15 protein-coding genes are annotated in these 16,726 nt (G+C 71.1%); 5 read left to right on the top strand and 10 right to left on the bottom strand.

The features are described 5' to 3' along the window. Positions 1-93: 93 nt before the first annotated feature. Both AC2DFQ_RS08715 and AC2DFQ_RS08710 read left to right on the top strand, forming a co-directional pair. Positions 94-501 carry an LbetaH domain-containing protein gene (locus tag AC2DFQ_RS08715; protein ID WP_484510618.1) on the top strand — a complete coding sequence of 136 codons (408 nt, stop codon included), beginning with the start codon at positions 94-96 and terminating at the stop codon, positions 499-501. 226 nt (positions 502-727) lie between these two features. Next, positions 728-1,303 carry a LysR substrate-binding domain-containing protein gene (locus AC2DFQ_RS08710; RefSeq protein WP_484533841.1) on the top strand — a complete coding sequence of 192 codons (576 nt, stop codon included), beginning with the start codon at positions 728-730 and terminating at the stop codon, positions 1,301-1,303. 1 nt (position 1,304) lies between these two features. On the opposite strand, the gene AC2DFQ_RS08705 is transcribed toward AC2DFQ_RS08710, so the two are convergent. Further along, positions 1,305-1,604 carry a hypothetical protein gene (locus AC2DFQ_RS08705; RefSeq protein WP_484510346.1) on the bottom strand — a complete coding sequence of 100 codons (300 nt, stop codon included), beginning with the start codon at positions 1,602-1,604 and terminating at the stop codon, positions 1,305-1,307. Between the two features lie 72 nt (positions 1,605-1,676). Here AC2DFQ_RS08705 and AC2DFQ_RS08700 point away from each other — a divergent pair, with 72 nt between their 5' ends. Then, positions 1,677-2,414 (top strand): glutamine amidotransferase-related protein, encoded by a 738-nt coding sequence (locus AC2DFQ_RS08700; protein ID WP_484533617.1) that lies wholly within the window; start codon positions 1,677-1,679, stop codon positions 2,412-2,414. 10 nt (positions 2,415-2,424) lie between these two features. Here the strand turns inward: AC2DFQ_RS08700 and AC2DFQ_RS08695 are convergent, their stop codons facing one another. Beyond that, entirely contained in the window at positions 2,425-3,234 is an 810-nt protein-coding gene (locus AC2DFQ_RS08695) for a tryptophan-rich sensory protein (protein WP_484533616.1), read from the bottom strand. Positions 3,235-3,406: 172 nt separating this feature from the next. Here AC2DFQ_RS08695 and AC2DFQ_RS08690 point away from each other — a divergent pair, with 172 nt between their 5' ends. Next, positions 3,407-3,613: a hypothetical protein gene (locus AC2DFQ_RS08690; protein WP_484533615.1), complete on the top strand. Its 207-nt coding sequence runs from the start codon at positions 3,407-3,409 to the stop codon at positions 3,611-3,613. Here AC2DFQ_RS08690 and treZ read toward each other — a convergent pair. The 8 genes from treZ to AC2DFQ_RS08650 all read right to left on the bottom strand — a co-directional run bounded on the left by treZ (position 3,610) and on the right by AC2DFQ_RS08650 (position 15,959). Then, positions 3,610-5,382 (bottom strand): malto-oligosyltrehalose trehalohydrolase, encoded by a 1,773-nt coding sequence (gene treZ / locus AC2DFQ_RS08685; protein WP_484533614.1) that lies wholly within the window; start codon positions 5,380-5,382, stop codon positions 3,610-3,612. The genes AC2DFQ_RS08690 and treZ overlap by 4 nt on opposite strands. Before the next feature lie 101 nt (positions 5,383-5,483). After that, positions 5,484-7,886 (bottom strand): malto-oligosyltrehalose synthase, encoded by a 2,403-nt coding sequence (gene treY / locus AC2DFQ_RS08680; RefSeq protein WP_484533613.1) that lies wholly within the window; start codon positions 7,884-7,886, stop codon positions 5,484-5,486. Continuing rightward, positions 7,886-10,096, bottom strand: coding sequence for a glycogen debranching protein GlgX (gene glgX, locus AC2DFQ_RS08675; RefSeq protein WP_484533612.1), 2,211 nt, complete (start codon positions 10,094-10,096; stop codon positions 7,886-7,888). The genes treY and glgX overlap by 1 nt, the downstream gene beginning before the upstream one ends. 61 nt (positions 10,097-10,157) lie before the next feature. Beyond that, on the bottom strand, positions 10,158-10,652 hold the full coding sequence (locus AC2DFQ_RS08670) for a glutaminase (protein WP_484533611.1): 495 nt from the start codon (positions 10,650-10,652) through the stop codon (positions 10,158-10,160). 7 nt (positions 10,653-10,659) lie between these two features. Next, positions 10,660-11,544 carry a TerC family protein gene (locus AC2DFQ_RS08665; RefSeq protein WP_484510338.1) on the bottom strand — a complete coding sequence of 295 codons (885 nt, stop codon included), beginning with the start codon at positions 11,542-11,544 and terminating at the stop codon, positions 10,660-10,662. A 63-nt stretch (positions 11,545-11,607) separates the two neighbouring features. After that, on the bottom strand, positions 11,608-12,456 hold the full coding sequence (locus tag AC2DFQ_RS08660; protein ID WP_484533610.1) for a transposase: 849 nt from the start codon (positions 12,454-12,456) through the stop codon (positions 11,608-11,610). A gap of 211 nt (positions 12,457-12,667) precedes the next feature. Further along, positions 12,668-13,348 (bottom strand): GTP pyrophosphokinase, encoded by a 681-nt coding sequence (locus AC2DFQ_RS08655; protein ID WP_484510336.1) that lies wholly within the window; start codon positions 13,346-13,348, stop codon positions 12,668-12,670. 49 nt (positions 13,349-13,397) lie between these two features. Next, entirely contained in the window at positions 13,398-15,959 is a 2,562-nt protein-coding gene (locus tag AC2DFQ_RS08650) for an MMPL family transporter (protein ID WP_484533609.1), read from the bottom strand. Between the two features lie 105 nt (positions 15,960-16,064). Here AC2DFQ_RS08650 and AC2DFQ_RS08645 point away from each other — a divergent pair, with 105 nt between their 5' ends. Beyond that, positions 16,065-16,637 carry a TetR/AcrR family transcriptional regulator gene (locus AC2DFQ_RS08645; protein WP_484533608.1) on the top strand — a complete coding sequence of 191 codons (573 nt, stop codon included), beginning with the start codon at positions 16,065-16,067 and terminating at the stop codon, positions 16,635-16,637. Positions 16,638-16,726 lie beyond the last annotated feature (89 nt).

The following is a 16,726-nucleotide window of genomic DNA, read 5'->3' as shown; positions in this document are numbered from 1 at the left end:
ATCATGCGTTGGAACGACCATGCGCGGGAATGAAAGCAGGAAGCGAATCGTTGCGATAAGTGTCGGCGCCGAGTGGCGCTGCCGGAGGAGAACGTGGGTAAGAACTACATCGACATCGAGAACGACCGAGGCGAGACGCTGCGCTACCGCAAGCACGTCAACGGTCGTGGCCTGATCGCGCACGGAGCGAAGGTCCACCCCAGCGCGCTCGTGGAAGCCGGGGCGTACATCGAGCCCGGCGCCCAGGTGGCCGAGGGTGCCCAGATCGGTCGTGGCGCGTGGGTCGAGTCGGACGCGGTGATCGGACCCCAGGCACGCATCGCCCCGCACGCGCACATCGGATCCGGTGCCGCCGTCGGCGCGGGTGCCACGATCGGCGTACGCGCGCACATCGGCACGCAGGCGCGGGTGGCCGTGGGCTCGCTGATCCGCGACGATGAGAGCGTCCCCGACGGCGAGACCGTCGCCACCGACCGGCGCGGTCTCCGCTTGGCGGCCTGACTCAACCACGCGACGGGCACCACGCGGCGGCTACGCTGACGACATGGCCAGAAGCGGGAGTTCGCGCGCGCCCCGCGCACCGCGCGGCGGCCGCCGAGTGACGAAGAACGGCGGATCGGCACGCCCGAGCGCCCCACGGGGCGGATCGTCAACGCGCCCCGCAGCAGGGTCGCGCGCGCAGGCGACGCCGGCCCCACCGGCGCCAGAGGACCCCCGCACCTTCCGGCTGGGCGTGGTACCCGGAGCCACACCGGGGAAATGGATCGCGATGTGGGCGGAACGGATGCCCGCGGTGCCCCTGGAACTCGTCCCCGTCGCCGTCGCCGACCAGCACCGGATGCTGACCGACCGCAGCGTGGATGCGGCACTCGTGCGGCTCCCGCTCGAGGACGATGACCTGCATGTCATCCCGCTGTACACCGAGGTGCCCGTGGCGGTCGTTCCCGCCGAGTCGCACCTCACCGCCGCAGACGAGCTCGATCCGGCCGATCTGACGGGTGAGGTCGTCATCGTTCCGCGTGACGACGTCCTGTCCGCCGACCTCCCCGGCGTGCGCGCCCCCGCGTTCGCGCCCCCCGAAACGACTGCGGACGCGATCGAGACCGTCGCCGCCGGCGTGGGCGTGGTGATCGTGCCGATGTCGCTGGCCCGCCAGTATGCCCGTCGTGATGTGACCCACCGTCCGCTTCGCGGCGGCCCGGAATCGACGATCGCGCTCGCCTGGCCGCGGGATGCCGACAGTCCCGACGTGCAGACCTTCGCCGGCATCGTCCGCGGGCGGACGGCGAACTCGTCCCGCTGACTTAGCCGTGCAACCCGCGGCGGTCGTCGAGCCACACATCAGAGCGGCCCGCGAGCGCCCGCACGACATCCACCGCGTCCACGGGGCGACTCCCTGGCCGGGCGGTGAGCCCCACCCGGAGCGGCTCGGCGAAACGCGGACCCTCGGGAGGTGCGGTGCGCGTCCCTGCCGGCCCCTCGGTCAGCGGCTCGGTCACCGCATCCCAGCCGAGGCGGTCGGCCACCTCGGCCACCGCGGCGGCGGCGCCCGCGTCGGCGGCGAGCAGCCATCCGCGTACGTACCGGTCCGACCGCGCTGCCATGCGCTCATTCTCCTCGGTGCGGGCGCCGAGCACACCCCGGCATGCGGGCGGCGCGCGCGCCCCTAGACTCGCGTGGTGACTCTCCCCCTGCTCTACGTCTGCGCACGCCCGCAGCGCGCAGCCGCCGACGCGGAATACGCCTCGTTCCGGGAGGGCATGCAGCTCGATGGGAACCGGCTCGCCCTCCTCGACCTCGTGCGCGACGACCTCCCGCCGGATGTGTTCGAACGCTTCGCCGGCTTCGTCGTCGGGGGAAGTCCGTTCAACCTCACCGATCCGGATTCCGAGAAGTCGGAGGAGCAGCGCCGTGTCGAATCGGGCCTCGAGCGGATCGCGGCGGAGGCCGCTGCATCCCGCACCACCGCCCTGTTCACGTGCTACGGCATCGGCGTCGTGACGCGGATGCTGGGGGGCCACGTCTCACGCGAGTTCCCCGAAGACACCGGGCCCACCACGATCCGCCTCACCGACGCGGGGCGTGCGGACGCACTGTTCGGAGGGCTGTCCAGCCCGTTCACCGCGCTCACCGCGCACAAGGAGGGGACGGCGGCCGTTCCCCCCGACGGCGTGCTGCTGGCCGAGAACGACGCCTGTCCCGTGCAGGCCTACCGGGTGGGCGACCGCCTGTACGCGACGCAGTTCCACCCGGAGCCGACACCGAAGGCCTTCACCGAGCGGATGGCCATCTACCGCCTCGACGGGTACTTTCCGGCCGACCAGTTCGAGGAGCTCGCGGCCCGCGTGCTCGCGGCCTCCGTGACCCAGCCCGCGGCACTGCTCGAGCAGTTCGCGCGCACCGCGACCGCCTGACCCGGGCGGGTCAGTCGCCCTGCGGGCGGAGAACGCGCAGGCCCGCGACGGCGAGCGGAATCACCACCACGACGGCCGCGACGACGATCGCAGTGACGCCGATCGCGCTGTTCTCCGGCTCGCCGGACAGGCGCCCGACCCCGACCCACACCGCACCCCACCCGATCGCCAGGCCCGGGGTCACCCGCCACTCGCTGGCCCAGGCGACGGCGAGTCCGATGATGCCGACGACCACGAGCACCGCGATGCCGAAGGCCGCCGCGTACTCGCCCCACTCCCGCGGCACCGTCTGGGTCAACCACGCCGACGTGTTGGCGACCGTGGCAAGGCTCACCCACCCCAGGTGGAGGCCCGTGACGCCGTCGACGAGCACGGAATCCAGCGCGCCGCCTCCGGGGATGCGGGTGGCGACCGCGACGCGGAACGTGATGCCGAGCGCGATCAGGAGCAGGATGATCACGATCACCGTGAGCGGCAGCGTCCAGAACTGCGCGGCCACCAGCCACAGGCCGTTGAGCACGGCGGTGAGCGCGATGAGCCACCCGATCTCGCGCTGCCGCGGATCTGCGCGCTGCCGCGGAAGCGCCTGCCACACCCCGTAGGCGATGAGGCCGACGTAGATCACCGACCAGATCGAGAACGCCGGTCCTGCCGGTGCCAGGTACGAGGCATCCGAATCCAGTGCCCCGCCCTGCACGTCCTGGATGGGCGTACCGCCCAGGAGTCCCGTGCCGAGCATCGCCGCCACCAGCATGAAGGAGACCGCCGAGATCACCACGACCTGTCGCAGGAGGTCGGTGGGCCCAGTTCCGGTGCGCATGGGACGACGGTACGGGCCGAACTCGGGGCCGTCCCCGGGTTGACACCACCGCCGGCGTGTTCGCGCGACGGCCCGCGGGCCGGGTCAGGGTTGCCGCTCGTGCACAAGGCCCTGCCCGACGCTCGCGGTGCGGCTAACGTCGACCACCGGACCCCGACAGCAAGGAGCAGTCATGTCGAACGGCCTTCCCGCATCCGACGCGCCACTGGAGCACGAACCGGCGGATGAGGACCGCCCGGCCGATCCGGACGAGCCCGGAGCCGGCGTCCTCCCCGATGACGAGCGTCCGCTCGACCCGGCCGACGTCGTCGAAGATCCCCCGCTGGATGACGAACGACGTGTCCGGCAGGGCGACGGCCTCGACGCCGGCGAGGTTTAGAGCGCCGCGCCGACCACCACGGCCGAGTCCGGGGGGATGGTGACGGTGCGTCCCCCGGGTTCGGCGGTGTCGCTGATCGTCGCCCCGTCGGTGGCCAGCAGCACGACCGCATCCGGAGCCACCGGCGAGTCGGCGGGCGTGTCGGTGAGGTTGGCGAATACCGTCAGGCCACCGCTGGTATAGCGGTACGTCCGCCCGTGCCCCGCCTCGCCGACGGCGGCCGACCGCGCCGACCACTGCGGGTCGGTGAGTTCGGGCCGCTCGCGGCGGAGGCGGGCCAGGTCGCGGTACAGCTGCAGCAGGCGACGGTGGTCACCGCGGGATGCTTCGGCCCAATCCAGCGCGGATCGGCTGAAGGTGTCGGGATCCTGCGGGTCGGGCACGACCGACTCGTCCCACCCCATCTTCTCGAACTCCTCGATGCGGCCCTTCGCGGTGGCCTCGCCCAACTCGGGTTCGGGGTGAGAGGTGAAGAACTGCCACGGAGTGCTCGCTCCCCACTCCTCGCCCATGAAGAGCATCGGGGTGCTCGGGGCGGTGAGGGTGAGAACGGCCGTCACGGCCAGGCGGCCGTACGGGAGGTTCTGCGACAGCCGGTCACCGGTCGCCCGGTTGCCGATCTGGTCGTGGTCCTGCGCGAAGGTCACCAGGCGCCACGCGGGCACCTCGGGCGGGATGGGGAAGCCGTGGTCGCCTCCGCGGAACGACGAGTACGTTCCGTCGTGGAAGAACCCGCTCGTGGATACCTTGACGAAGGCGGCCGGATCGGCGAAGTCCTCGTAGTACCCGGCGGTCTCGCCGCTGACGGCGACGTGCACGGCGTGGTGCCAGTCATCGCTCCACTGCGCGGTGAGGCCGTAGCCGCCTGCCTCGCGCGGGAGGATGAGCTTCGGATCGTTCATGTCCGACTCGGCGATCGTGGTGAGCGGGCGGCCGAGGTGCGCCGACAGCGCGTCGGTGGCCTCGGCGATCTCACGGAGGATGTGGGTGGGGCGTTCGTCGTGAAGCGCGTGCACGGCGTCCAGGCGCAGGCCGTCGACGTGGTAGTCGCTCATCCACATCAGCGCGTTGTCGATGATGTAGGAGCGCACGCCGTCCTCGTCGAGGTTGACCGAGTCTCCCCACGTGTTGCGGCTGCCGCTGCGCAGGTACTCTCCGAACTCGGGCAGGTAGTTGCCGCTGGGGCCGAGGTGGTTGTAGACGACGTCCTGGATGACGGCGAGCCCGGCCGCGTGCGCGGCATCCACGAAGCGCTGGTAGGCCTCCGGTCCGCCGTAGGCCTCGTGGACGGTGTACCAGAGCACGCCGTCGTAGCCCCAGTTCCAGACGCCGTTGAAACCGTTGACCGGCAGCAGTTCTACGTGCGTGACGCCGAGGTCGACGAGGTGGTCGAGCTTCCCGGTCGCCGCGTCCAGGGTTCCCTCGGGCGTGAACGTGCCGATGTGCAGCTCGTAGATGAGACCGCCCGCCAGCTGCCGCCCCGTCCAGGCGTCATCGGTCCACGCGAACCCGCGGTGCTCGAACCACGCCGAGGCGGCATGAACGCCCTCGGGCTGGCGCCGCGAGCGGGGATCGGGCCGCAGGTCGTCGGAGTCGCCCAGGACGAACCCGTACCGCTCGCCGTCGGCCAGGTCGACATCCGCGGACCACCGGCCCGACCCTGCCGGGTCGCGGCGCAGCTCGATCTCGCCCACGACCGTCGTCCCGTCGGCCTCCAGCCGCCGCATCCGCACGCGCTCCGCGCGGGGCGCCCACACCTCGATCGTCATCCGTCACTCCTTCTGCGAAGGCACGGGGTCCCACCCCGTGCACGACGTTTCAACGTTGTCAGGTCGTTCGCTCGACGGGATGTCGTGCGAACGATGCCATGTCAGCCCTCCGGAACCAGCAGGGCCACGGGGTAGACAGAGAGCAGTTCGGCCAGGGGAACCGTCCCGGCGTCGTAGCGGCGACCCGTGAAGGCGTCGACCGCAGGACCGGCGGCGCGCAGCAGCGCGGTGTCGCCCCATCCTCCGCGGCGCTCGAGGCCCAGCGGCAGGCGCGTCGCCACGGCGAGCGCCCCGCCGCGGTCGAACGCGATCGCATGCCGGGATGCTTCGCCGACGACCGTCATCGGCGTGTAGCGCGTGAACAGCTCGGGACGGTCGCGACGCAGCCGCAGCGTACGGGAGGTGATCAGCAGCTTCGCGGCGCCCGTGGCGTCGACCGCCGGCAGGTCGCCCTGCGCGAAGCCGGCGTCGATCTCGGCGAGCATCGCGGCGCGCTGGGCGAAGTCGACCGCCCGTCGATTGTCGGGGTCGACGAGCGACAGCTCCCACAGCTCCGAACCCTGGTACACGTCCGGCACGCCGGGGGCAGCCAGCTGGAGCAGCTTCTGCGAGAGGCCGTTCACCCATCCGGGCGCGGAGATCTCGTCCGCGAAGCCCCCGACCAGTTCCGCGGCGTGCCCGGTTGCGGCATCCACGACCGCGTGCATCGCGGATTCGAACGCCTCGACCGGATCCCACCACCCGGTGGCCTCGGCCGCCTCGCGCGCCGCCTTCTCCGCGTACGCGTGCAGCCGCTCCGGCGATGCCGGCCACGCGCCCACGATCGCCTGCCACAGCAGCGCGTCGAAGGGGCCGTGCCCGGTGGTGGCGACCGTGCGGAACTCCTCCAGCACGCGGGCCCAACGCTCGGGCATCTCCGCCAGCACCGCCAGGCGCGCCCGCACGTCTTCACCGCGCTTGGTGTCGTGCGTGGAGAGCGTGGTCATCGCGTGCGGCCACGACGCCTGGCGCGCGGCCTGGGCGGCGTGGAAGCCGGCGATCGGGAGCGCGAACTGGGAGGGATCGCCGCCCACCTCGGTGAGCGAGCCCAGCCGCGTGTAGCGGTAGAACGCGGTGTCCTCCACGCCCTTGGCCATCACCGGACCCGTGGTCTGCTGGAACCGGCGCGCCACCTCCAGCGACGGGTCGGCCAGCACGGGCACGAGACCCGCGATCGCCTCGGCGAGGTCGGGTCGACGACCGGAGGCCTCGGCCGCAGCGGCGTCGAGGTGCTCGCGCCCGGCCGGCAGGTAGGAGCGGTAGACGGGGAAGCAGGCGAGGAGTTCGGCGAGCGCATCCTGCAGCTCAGCGCGGTCGCGCTGCCCGACGGGCGCGGGGAGTCCGCGGATCAGTCGCCGGATCTCAGCCACCTGGATGGTGTCGGCGATCATGCGCTTGGTGTCGTGGATGAGGTCGTGCCAGCCGGATGCGGCCGGGAGTCCCGTCTGCGTGCGCAGGCGCGCGTCCAGCGCGTCGAGGCCCTGCTCGCCGACCGGGTCGGTGAGCACGCGGCCGATCTCGCTCAGTGCGTCGTACCCGGTGGTGCCGTCGGTGCGCCACCAGCCCGGCAGGGCCTCGCCGTGCTCGAGGATCTTCTCGACCAGGACGTACACGTCGCCGCTCGCGGCGGCGAGCTGCTCGAGGTAGCCGCCCGGGTCGAGCAGGCCGTCGGGGTGGTCGACCCGGAGCCCGTCGGCCAGGCCCTCCCGCACCCAGCGAAGGATCTCGGCGTGGGTGGCCTCGAACACCTCCGGCAGCTCCACGCGAACCCCGGCAAGGGTCGTGACGGCGAAGAATCGGCGGTAGTTCAGCTCGGCGGCCTCGTCGCGCCAGAAGCGCAGTTCGAAGTTCTGGCGCTCGAGCACCGCCCGTACGACGTCGGGGTCGGTCCACGCGGCCGCCGACCCTGCCGTCGGGCCCGCGTCGTCGACCGACCCGGGGGCGAGGGGGAATGCGTGGTCGAAGTACCGCAGCAACCCCGAGGGGGCGTCGTCGGCGGGCGTCGTGTCGATGACGAGGTCTCCCGCGGCGAGCACCTCGTCAAGCGATGCGCCCAGGATCGGCACGCGCACGCGTCCGTCGCCGTACTCCCAGTCGATGTCGAACGCCTCGGCGTGCACCGACTCGCGGCCGAGCCGCAGCACATCCCACCACCACGGGTTCTCCCGCGGCTCGGAGATGCCCATGTGGTTGGGGACGATATCGACGAGGATGCCGAGGTCTTGGGCGCGGGCGGATGCCGCGAACCGAGCGAGCCCCTCCGGGCCGCCGCGTTCGGGGTCGACGACGGTGACGTCGACGACGTCGTACCCATGGTCGGATCCCGGGGTCGCGCGCAGCAGCGGCGACAGGTACGCCCACGACACACCGAGGTCGCGGAGATACGCGGTGACCTCGGCCGCCGCATCCAGGTCGAACGAACGGCGGATCTGCAGGCGGTACGTGGAGAGCGGGCTGCGCGTCATCAGAGTTCCGGCTTGGGGGCGTGCGCGGGGATGTCTTCGGTCGTGGAGGCGGCCACCTGCGCGGTCAACGAGGCGGCGACGGAGTGGTCGACCTCGGGCTCGGGAAGGTCGTGTTCGCACAGCACCACGAGCGACTTGCCCGCGAGCGTCAACGCGGCACCTGGCTCGACCGGCTCGGTGTTGGCCAGCTCGCCCGCGGTGTCCACGAGCACGTCCCATTCCGGGCTGAACTTCACATCGGGGACGTGGAACTCCACCGCCTCGTCGCCGGCGTTGAAGAGCACGATGAAGTGCCGGTCGGCGATCTGCTCGCCGCGGCGGTCCCGCTCGCGGATGCCCTGCCCGTTGAGGAAGACGCCGATCGCGCGCCCGAATCCCGAGTCCCAGTCCTCCGGCTGCATGACCGACCCGTCCGGGCGCAGCCAGACGACGTCGGGCATCGGCGCGCCCTCCTCCATCTTGACCGGGCGGCCGTTGAAGAAGCGCCCCCGGCGGAATGTCGGGTGCTCCTTGCGCAGGCGCGACAGCGCGGCGGTGAACTCGATCAGCGGCTGATCGACGTTCTCCCAGTCGACCCACGTGATCTCGTTGTCCTGCGCATAGCCGTTGTTGTTGCCGCCCTGCGTGCGACCCATCTCGTCGCCGTGCAGGAGCATCGGCACGCCCTGACTCAGGAGCAGCGTCGCGATGAAGTTCCGCTGCTGGCGGGCGCGGGCACCGAGGATCCCCGGGTCATCGGTGGGACCTTCCACTCCCATGTTGTCGGAGCGGTTGTGGGACTCACCGTCGTTGTTGTCTTCGCCGTTGGCGTCATTGTGCTTGTCGTTGTACGACACGAGGTCGCGCAGCGTGAATCCGTCGTGGGCGGTGACGAAGTTGATGGATGCCACGGGGCGACGCCCGGAGTGCTCGTACAGGTCGGCCGACCCGGTCAGCCGGGAGGCGAATTCGCCGAGCGCCTGCGGCTCGCCGCGCCAGAAGTCGCGGACGGTGTCGCGGTACTTGCCGTTCCACTCCGTCCACTGCGGAGGGAAGTTTCCGACCTGGTAACCGCCGGGACCGACGTCCCAGGGCTCGGCGATGAGCTTGACCTGTGAGACCACCGGGTCCTGCTGCACCAGCTCGAAGAAGGTCGCGAGACGGTCGACCTCATAGAACTCCCGCGCGAGGGTGGAGGCCAGGTCGAACCGGAAGCCGTCGACGTGCATCTCGAGCACCCAGTACCGCAGCGAGTCCATGATGAGCTGCAGCGTGTGCGGGTTGCCGGCGTTCAGGCTGTTTCCCGTGCCGGTGTAGTCGGTGTAATACCGCTTGTCGTCCTGCTCGAGGCGGTAGTACGCCTCGTTGTCGATGCCGCGCATCGACAGGGTGGGGCCCATGTGGTTGCCCTCGGCGGTGTGGTTGTAGACCACGTCGAGGATCACTTCGATGCCGGCGGCGTGCAGGGCTTTGACCATCGCCTTGAACTCCTGCACCTGCTGGCCGTGGGCGCCCGAGGCGGTGTAGGTGTTCTGCGGGGCGAAGAACGCGATGGTGTTGTAGCCCCAGTAGTTCGACAGCCCCTTCTCCTGCAGCGTCGAGTCGTTGACGAACTGGTGCACCGGCATGAGTTCGATGGCGGTCACGCCGAGCTTCTGGAGGTGCTCGATGATCGCCGGGTGGGCGACGCCGCTGTAGGTGCCGCGGAGCTCTTCGGGCACGGCGGGGTGCAGCTCGGTGAGCCCCTTCACGTGCGCCTCGTAGATGAACGACTCGGCATACGGCGTCTTGGGCTGACGGTCACCGCTCCAGTCGAAGAAGGGGCTCACGACGACGCCCTTCATCATGGCGGCGGCGGAGTCCTCGTCGTTGCGCGAGTCGGGGTCGCCGAAGTTGTAACCGAACACTGCCTGACCCCACTGCACCTGGCCGTCGACGGCCTTCGCGTACGGGTCCAGGAGCAGCTTGTTCGGGTTGAACCGCTGCCCGTTCTCGGGATCGTTCGGCCCGTGCACGCGGTACCCGTAGCGCTGCCCCGGCTGGACGTTCGGGAGGTACGCGTGCCACACGTAGGCGTCGACGTCCACGAGGTCGACCCGCGTCTCCTCTCCGCCGTCTCCGAAGAGGCAGAGCTCGACACGCTCTGCTCCTTCACTGAAAAGGGCGAAGTTCGTTCCGTTGCCGTCGAACGTCGCCCCGAGGGGATAACTGGATCCTGGCCATACCTGCACGGCCCAACGATACGGCAGCAGAAAAAGCGCGCCTGGGCGTTGACCGCGGACCCCCCGCCCACTATGCGCGGTCGGGTGGCTGACGCAGCAGGGCGACGCGCTCGTCGAGATAGGCCGCGAGCGGGACGTAACCGGCGGCGGCGCTCCACCGCACCGACGGCACGCCCTCGCGCACCGCGAGCGGGGACGTGCGCTCAGACAGCATCGACAGCTCCAGCGGCACCCACCCCACGTGCGCGGTCTCCCCCTCGGCGAACCCGCCGCGGCTGGCGGCGGCAGCCAGCGCCGCACGGGCGCGCTGCGACTCCGCCGTGAAGCCGCGGACGGCCTCGGCACGCGCACGGACGACCTCCCCGGTCGCGAGCACCGCGTCGGCTGTGAGGAGGAGCACACCGAGGTGCCAGGCCTCCCCCACCCTCACGATGCGCGGGGAGCGCGAGATGCCGAGGATGCGGCGGGGTGTCCGCAGCTCGCCCAGCGCCTCCCGGGGAGCATCCTCCAGTCGGGTGCGGGCGCGCGCGAGCAGCGCCTCCACCTCGGCGGCCGCATCCGTCATGGCATTCCTAGCCGAGGCCGGCCCGGTCTTCGTGCGGGCCGTCGCCCTCCACCGGCCGCCGCGACAGGCCCACCGCGCCCGCCTGGGGCCCCCGGGCGGTGGCGGCCGCGACAGCGATCGACTCGTCGACGTCGGGGTAGCGCGGCCGGAGCGTCACCGGCGCCTCGGGAGCGCGTTTGGCGCGTCGCGCGGCCGCGGCAAGGTTCAACGCCTCCACGAACACGGCGAAGGCCATGGGGCCGTAGATGAGCGCCTTGTCGATGTGCAGCCCGAAGCCCTCTGCGATGAGGAAGACACCGATGAGGAGGAGGAAGGACAGCGCGAGCATCTTCACCGTGGGGTGCTTGTTGACGAAGCCGAAGATGAAGCGCGACGCGAAGAGCATGATGCCGAACGAGAGCACGACGGCGGTGATGATGACGATCATGTTGGTGGTCATGCCGACCGCGGTGATCACGGAGTCCAGGGAGAACACGAGGTCGAGGGCGAGGATCTGCAGGAGCACCGAGCCGAACGTCGCCGTCCCGCCGCCGGATTGCGCGTGCTCCTCAGCCCCCTCGAGCTTCTGGTGGATCTCGTGGACCGCCTTGTACACGAGGAAGAGGCCGCCCAGGATCAGGATGAAGTCTTTGACGGAGAATCCGAGGTCGCCGAATCGGACGATGTCGTTCGTGAGGGTGATGATCCAGCCCGCCAGGAACACCAGCCCCACCCGCATGACCATGGCCAGCGTGAGGCCGAGATTCCGCGCCCGCGCCTGCTGCGCGGCGGGGAGCTTGGAGGCGAGGATGGAGATGAAGATCACGTTGTCGACGCCCAGCACGACCTCCAGCACGAACAGGGTGAGAAAGACGGCGATCAGGTCGGGCGTGATGACGAGGGAGAAGTCCACGCTCCGATTTTACGGGGCCGGTCCCGATGACCCGGACGCCGCACTCCTTGCGAGGATGAGCCGTCACTCGACCGGTTCGAGCACCGCGCGGGCGCGCTCGGCGGCGCGGGCGGCGGCCTTGGCCCGGTCGCGGGCATCCGTGTGCTCGTCCTCCAGGTTCCCGACCTTCTCGTCCGCGGCATCCGCGTCACGTTCGATGCGCGCGAGCTCTGCGCGGAGGTCGTTCACGCGCTCGTGGAGCAGATCGGCGCGTTCACGGGCCTTGGCGAGCTTCCCCTCGAGGCGCGCCGCTTCGCGGTCGGCTTCGGATGCGGCACGGTCGGCGTCCCGCGCGGCTGCTTCGGCGGCCTTCCGCGCGCGGCGGGCGGCGAGGTCGTCCCGCGCCGGCGCGGGTCGGTCGGGCACTCCCGGGACCGACCCCGCCACCGCGTCCGCGAGGTCGGCCGCATCGGTACCATCGGCGTGCACCGTTCGGACGAGCCGCCCGGTGAGGATCGCGGCCCCGGCCGCAGCATCCACGATTGCGGCGTTGATGGTGACTTCGACCTCCTCGAGCACGGCGCGGCTGAGGGCGGTGCCCGCCTCCTCGGCCAGGGCGGCGGCGCGGCGCGCGAGCCCCCCGACGAGGGCGCGGCGCTGACGGCCGAGCTTCGCCAGCTCCGGCGCATCCAGGTCGTCCTGCGCCTCGTGCAGTGCCTGTGACAGTTCGACGGCCTCGGCGAGCTGCCCGTCGCGCACGAGGAGGTTCACCGCCCAGGCCGCGACCGAGGGCTTCCGCAGCGCCTTGATGTTCTTGGCGAGGGCGCCGGTCACCGCGGCCGCCCGGGCGTTCCGGGCGGCGGTGAACTCCGCCGGTGGAAGGCCGTAGAGCGCAGCGGCGGCCGCGTCGAGTTCCGCCGCCGCATCCGTCATGCGCCCATTCTCGCGCGCGCGGCCGGAGCCTTCGCCGATCGCCGCGTGCACAACCGCGGAGATCCTGGCCGACACGCCGGATGCGGGCGCCGACGACGGCGTGTCGCCCCGCAGATCCGCAGTTGTGCACGCGACGAGGGGCGGGCGGGCGGGGTGCGCACAGGGCGGCGGGCGGGCCGGGGCCGGGCCGGGGCCGGGGGGCCGGGGGCTGTTAGAGCGCGACGACCCCGGGCGCTGCGGGACCGCGGATCTGGCGGTGCAACCCCTCCATGCGGGTGTCGAGTTCCGCGGCGGTGTCGGCAGCCTCCTTGAGGTGCGCGAGCAGCTCGTCGGGCACCTGGCGGTCGTACTTGTAGTAGATCTTGTGCTCCAGGCTCGCCCAGAAGTCCATCGCGATGGTGCGGAACTGCACCTCGACGGGGACGGCCACGCGACCGGTGGACAGGAAGACCGGCACCTCCACGATGGCGTGCAGACTCTTGTACCCGTTGGGTTTGGGCGAGGCGATGTAGTCCTTCACGCTCAGCACCGTGATGTCGTCCTGCTGGGTGAGCAGGTCGAACAACCGGTAGGCGTCCCCGACGAAACTGCACGTGATGCGGATGCCGGCGATGTCGGTCACCGCCGCGCGCACCGAGGGGAAGTCGGGGTCGATGCCCTTGCGCTGGACCTTCTCGACCAGGCTGTCGGGCGATTTCACGCGGCTCGAGACATGCTCGATGGGGTTGTACGCGTGCATCTCCTGGAACTCCTCACGGAGGATCGAGATCTTCGTCTCCACCTCCGCCAGGCCGAAGCGGTACTCCATGAGGAACCGCTGGAACTCGTCGCGCATCGCTCGAAGAGCGGTGCCGGACACGGTGATCTGCTGCTCGTCGAGCGATCCGGGCATGCCCGGCACACTACGGCGGCCGGCTACAAGGGCGCTGTGAAGCGGTGGGTCAGACCGCGGCGTGCGGAGCGTGCCGCCGTTCGAGAGCCGCGCCCTCCACGTCGACGTTCGGGATGATGCGGTCCAGCCACCGCGGGAGCCACCATGCCGACCGGCCGAGGAGGTGCATGACGGCCGGCACCAGCAGCATCCGTACGACGATCGCGTCCAGGAGCACCCCGAGCGCCAGCCCGAAGCCCATCGACTTGATGATCACCGACTCGCTCGTGACGAACCCGCCGAAGACGGAGATCATGATGAGCGCCGCGGCGATGACGACGGTGCGGCCCGCGCGGAATCCCTGCGCGACAGCGAGGCGCGCCGAAGCGCCGTGCACGTAGGCCTCCCGCATCCCCGTCGCCAGGAACAGCTGGTAGTCCATCGCCAGGCCGAAGAGGATGCCCACGAGGATGACCGGCAGGAAGCTGAGGATCGGGCCCGGGTTGTGGATGCCGAACAGGTCGCCGAGCCACCCCCACTGGAACACCGCGGTCACCGCGCCGAAGGTCGCGAACAGGGAGAGCACGAACCCACCCGTCGCCAGCAGCGGCACGAGGATCGAGCGGAACACCATCACCATGATGAGGAACGACAGCCCCACGACCACGGCGAGGTACAGCGGCAGGACGTCGGCGAGGCCCTCGGAGATGTCGATGTTGATCGCGGCCTGCCCGGCAACGCCCAGCTCGATGTCTCCGTCGACGGGAGGGAGCGAGCGCAGATCGCGGACCAGGCGCTCGGTCGACGCGCTGTTCGGCCCCTCGGCGGGCACGACCTGGAACGCGGCGACCGAGGAGTCTTCGGCGATGGCGACCGGGGCGACGGCGACGACGTCCTCCTGCGCGGCGAGTTCACGTGCAACGGTGAGCTGCGCGTCCTGCACCTCGGTGTCGTCGAGGCCCTCGGGAAGGGATGCGGTGACCAGCAGCGGGCCGTTGACCCCCTCGCCGAACGCCTCCTCCGTGGCGGTGTACGCGCGGTAGGCCGGCGAGTCGGCCGCCTCCGATCCGCCGTCGGGAAGCCCGAGGCGCATCGAGATGGCAGGGATCGCGACCACGAGCAGCAGCACCACGGCCAGGAGCGTCGTGGTCACGGCGCGAACGGTCGACATCGGCTGCACGGCACGCCCGCGCGGCCGCTGCCGACTGCTCCCGGCCTCGGCCGACGCCGCGTGGGCGAGCCGGGCGCGCGCCCGGCGCCCGAGCACCCGCCTGCCGGCGAGCCCGAGGAGCGCCGGGGTGAGCGTCACGGCGATGAGCACGGCGATGAGCACGCTGGCCGCCCCCGCGGTGCCCATGAGCCCCAGGAACGGGATGCCGGTGATGTTGAGGGCGAGGAGGGCGACGATCACCGTCGTGCCCGCGAAGACGACCGCGTTACCGGCGGTGCCGTTGGCCAGGCCGATGGATTCGACGACCTCGGCCCCCTGCAGCAGCTGGCGGCGGTGGCGGTACAGGATGAACAGCGAGTAGTCGATGCCGACGGCGAGCCCCAGCATGACGCCGAGAATGGGGGTGACCGACGCCATCTGCACGACGCCCGAGAACGACAGCGTCGCGAGTGCTCCGATCCCCACGCCGGTCAACGCCGTGACGATGGGGAAGGCCGCCGCCAGCAGCGAGCCGAGCACCACGACCAGCACGACGCCGGCGATCACGACGCCGACGGCTTCACCGACGCCGAGGATCTGCGGCACTCCCTGCGAGATGTCGGTGGAGAACGAGACGTCGACGCCGTCGATGGGCTCGGAGCGGAAATGCGTCATGACCGCCTGCTTGGAGCTTTCCGGAAGCTCCAGGCGCGGCTCGGTGAAGGAGACGTTCACGAGGGCGGTGGCGCCGTCCTCCGACACCAGCCGGATCTCGTCGGCGAACGACAGCAGTTCGGCGCCGCGTTCGAGTTCGGCCTCCTGCTGGGCGATCGTCGCGAGAGCGTCGGTCAGCTCCTGCTGCTGCGCGTCCAGTGCGGCGCGGCCGGCGTCCAGCTGCGCCTGCTGCGCATCCAGCTGCGCCTCCTGGGCGTCGAGCTGCGTGGTCGGGAGGCCGGCGGCCTCGGCCCGTGCGCGCCCCGCGTCGAGCTGCGCACGGCCGGCGTCCAGCTGCGCCTGGGCAGCATCCAGCTGGGCGCGTCCGGCGTCGAGCTGCTGCTGGCCGGACTCTGCCTGCGTACGCCCCGCGGCGAGCTGCGCACGCCCGTCTTCGATCTGCTGCCGGGAATCGGCGAGTTCCTGCTCGGTGGCGAACGGGTCGATGACATCCGCGACATCCGGGAGGTCGCCGGCGGATGCCACGAGGGCCGCGATGTCGGCGCGCTGATCGTCGGTGAGCGCGCTGCCGTCTTCGGTGGCGAACACGACAGTGCCGGAGGCTCCGCTGAAGTCGGGAAGCGATTCCTCGAGCTCCTCGATGACGGCCCCGGATGCGGTGCCCGGGATGTCGAAGCTCGAGCTCAGGCCCTTGAAGCCCAGCGCGAAGCCGCCGCCGGCAATCGCGAGCAGGGCGACCCACGCGATGACCACGGCCCAGGCGCGACGTGCGGCAAATGTTCCCAGGCGATGGAGAAGCTCGGCCAATGCGGTTCCTTCGACTCGCGAGGGCCGCCGGGAGGTGGCGCCCTCGACTCCGACAAGCGGAGCTAAGATAACACGGACCGTCTCGTCTTTCCGATTGCGAGCCCGATGCCTCTCCCGCGAAGCGGCCCCGTCCGCAGCGAAGCCGCCCGGCAGGCGATCCTCCACGCGGCCGCCGACCTGTTGATGGAACGCGGCTACGACGCCCTGTCGGTCGAGGGGATCGCCGCGCGGGCCGGGGTGGGGAAACAGACGATCTACCGGTGGTGGCCCTCCAAGGGTGCGGTCATCGCCGAATGCCTTCTCGAGGGGAAGATTCTCCCGGGCCGCCTGCTGTTCTCCGACACCGGAGACATCCGCCGTGATCTCTCGGAGTGGCTGCGGGCGGTGTTCACGGTGCTCGCCGAGCCGCACGGCGAGACCCTGCTGCGCTCGCTCGTGGCGGCCGCGGCGGAGAACGCCGATGCGGGGCGGCGGCTCCGCGACAGCCTGACGGGATCCGAGTCGCTCGTCGGGCGCCTGCGATCTGCCATCGGAACGGCCCCCAACCTCGCACCCGGCGCTCCGGTCGAGGAGATCGCGGAGGCGCTCATCGGCGCCGTCATCGTGCGCGCCCTCAGCCGCGAACCCATCGGGGAGGGCGACGCCGATCGTCTCCTCGACGCCGTGCTCGGACGCTGACCCCGCCCCCTCCCCGCCCCGCCGACGGCACGACGTGCGTCCAGTGCACGGCTTCCTCCCCAGCGCACGACCTTCCTGCGCTGTGAGGT

The sequence above is a fragment of the Microbacterium sp. Z11_20 genome (assembly GCF_057197605.1).
The sequence above is the reverse complement of the archived record's forward strand: the minus strand, read 5'-3'. Positions and strand labels throughout refer to the sequence as shown.

Coding starts and splice junctions, on each gene's coding strand:
- AC2DFQ_RS08705 (WP_484510346.1), bottom strand. CDS start 1,604: ATGGCAGCGCGGTCGGACCGGTACGTACGCGGATGGCTGCTCGCCGCC.
- AC2DFQ_RS08695 (WP_484533616.1), bottom strand. CDS start 3,234: ATGCGCACCGGAACTGGGCCCACCGACCTCCTGCGACAGGTCGTGGTG.
- AC2DFQ_RS08690 (WP_484533615.1), top strand. CDS start 3,407: ATGTCGAACGGCCTTCCCGCATCCGACGCGCCACTGGAGCACGAACCG.
- treZ (WP_484533614.1), bottom strand. CDS start 5,382: ATGACGATCGAGGTGTGGGCGCCCCGCGCGGAGCGCGTGCGGATGCGG.
- treY (WP_484533613.1), bottom strand. CDS start 7,886: ATGACGCGCAGCCCGCTCTCCACGTACCGCCTGCAGATCCGCCGTTCG.
- AC2DFQ_RS08670 (WP_484533611.1), bottom strand. CDS start 10,652: ATGACGGATGCGGCCGCCGAGGTGGAGGCGCTGCTCGCGCGCGCCCGC.
- AC2DFQ_RS08660 (WP_484533610.1), bottom strand. CDS start 12,456: ATGACGGATGCGGCGGCGGAACTCGACGCGGCCGCCGCTGCGCTCTAC.
- AC2DFQ_RS08655 (WP_484510336.1), bottom strand. CDS start 13,348: ATGCCCGGATCGCTCGACGAGCAGCAGATCACCGTGTCCGGCACCGCT.
- AC2DFQ_RS08645 (WP_484533608.1), top strand. CDS start 16,065: ATGCCTCTCCCGCGAAGCGGCCCCGTCCGCAGCGAAGCCGCCCGGCAG.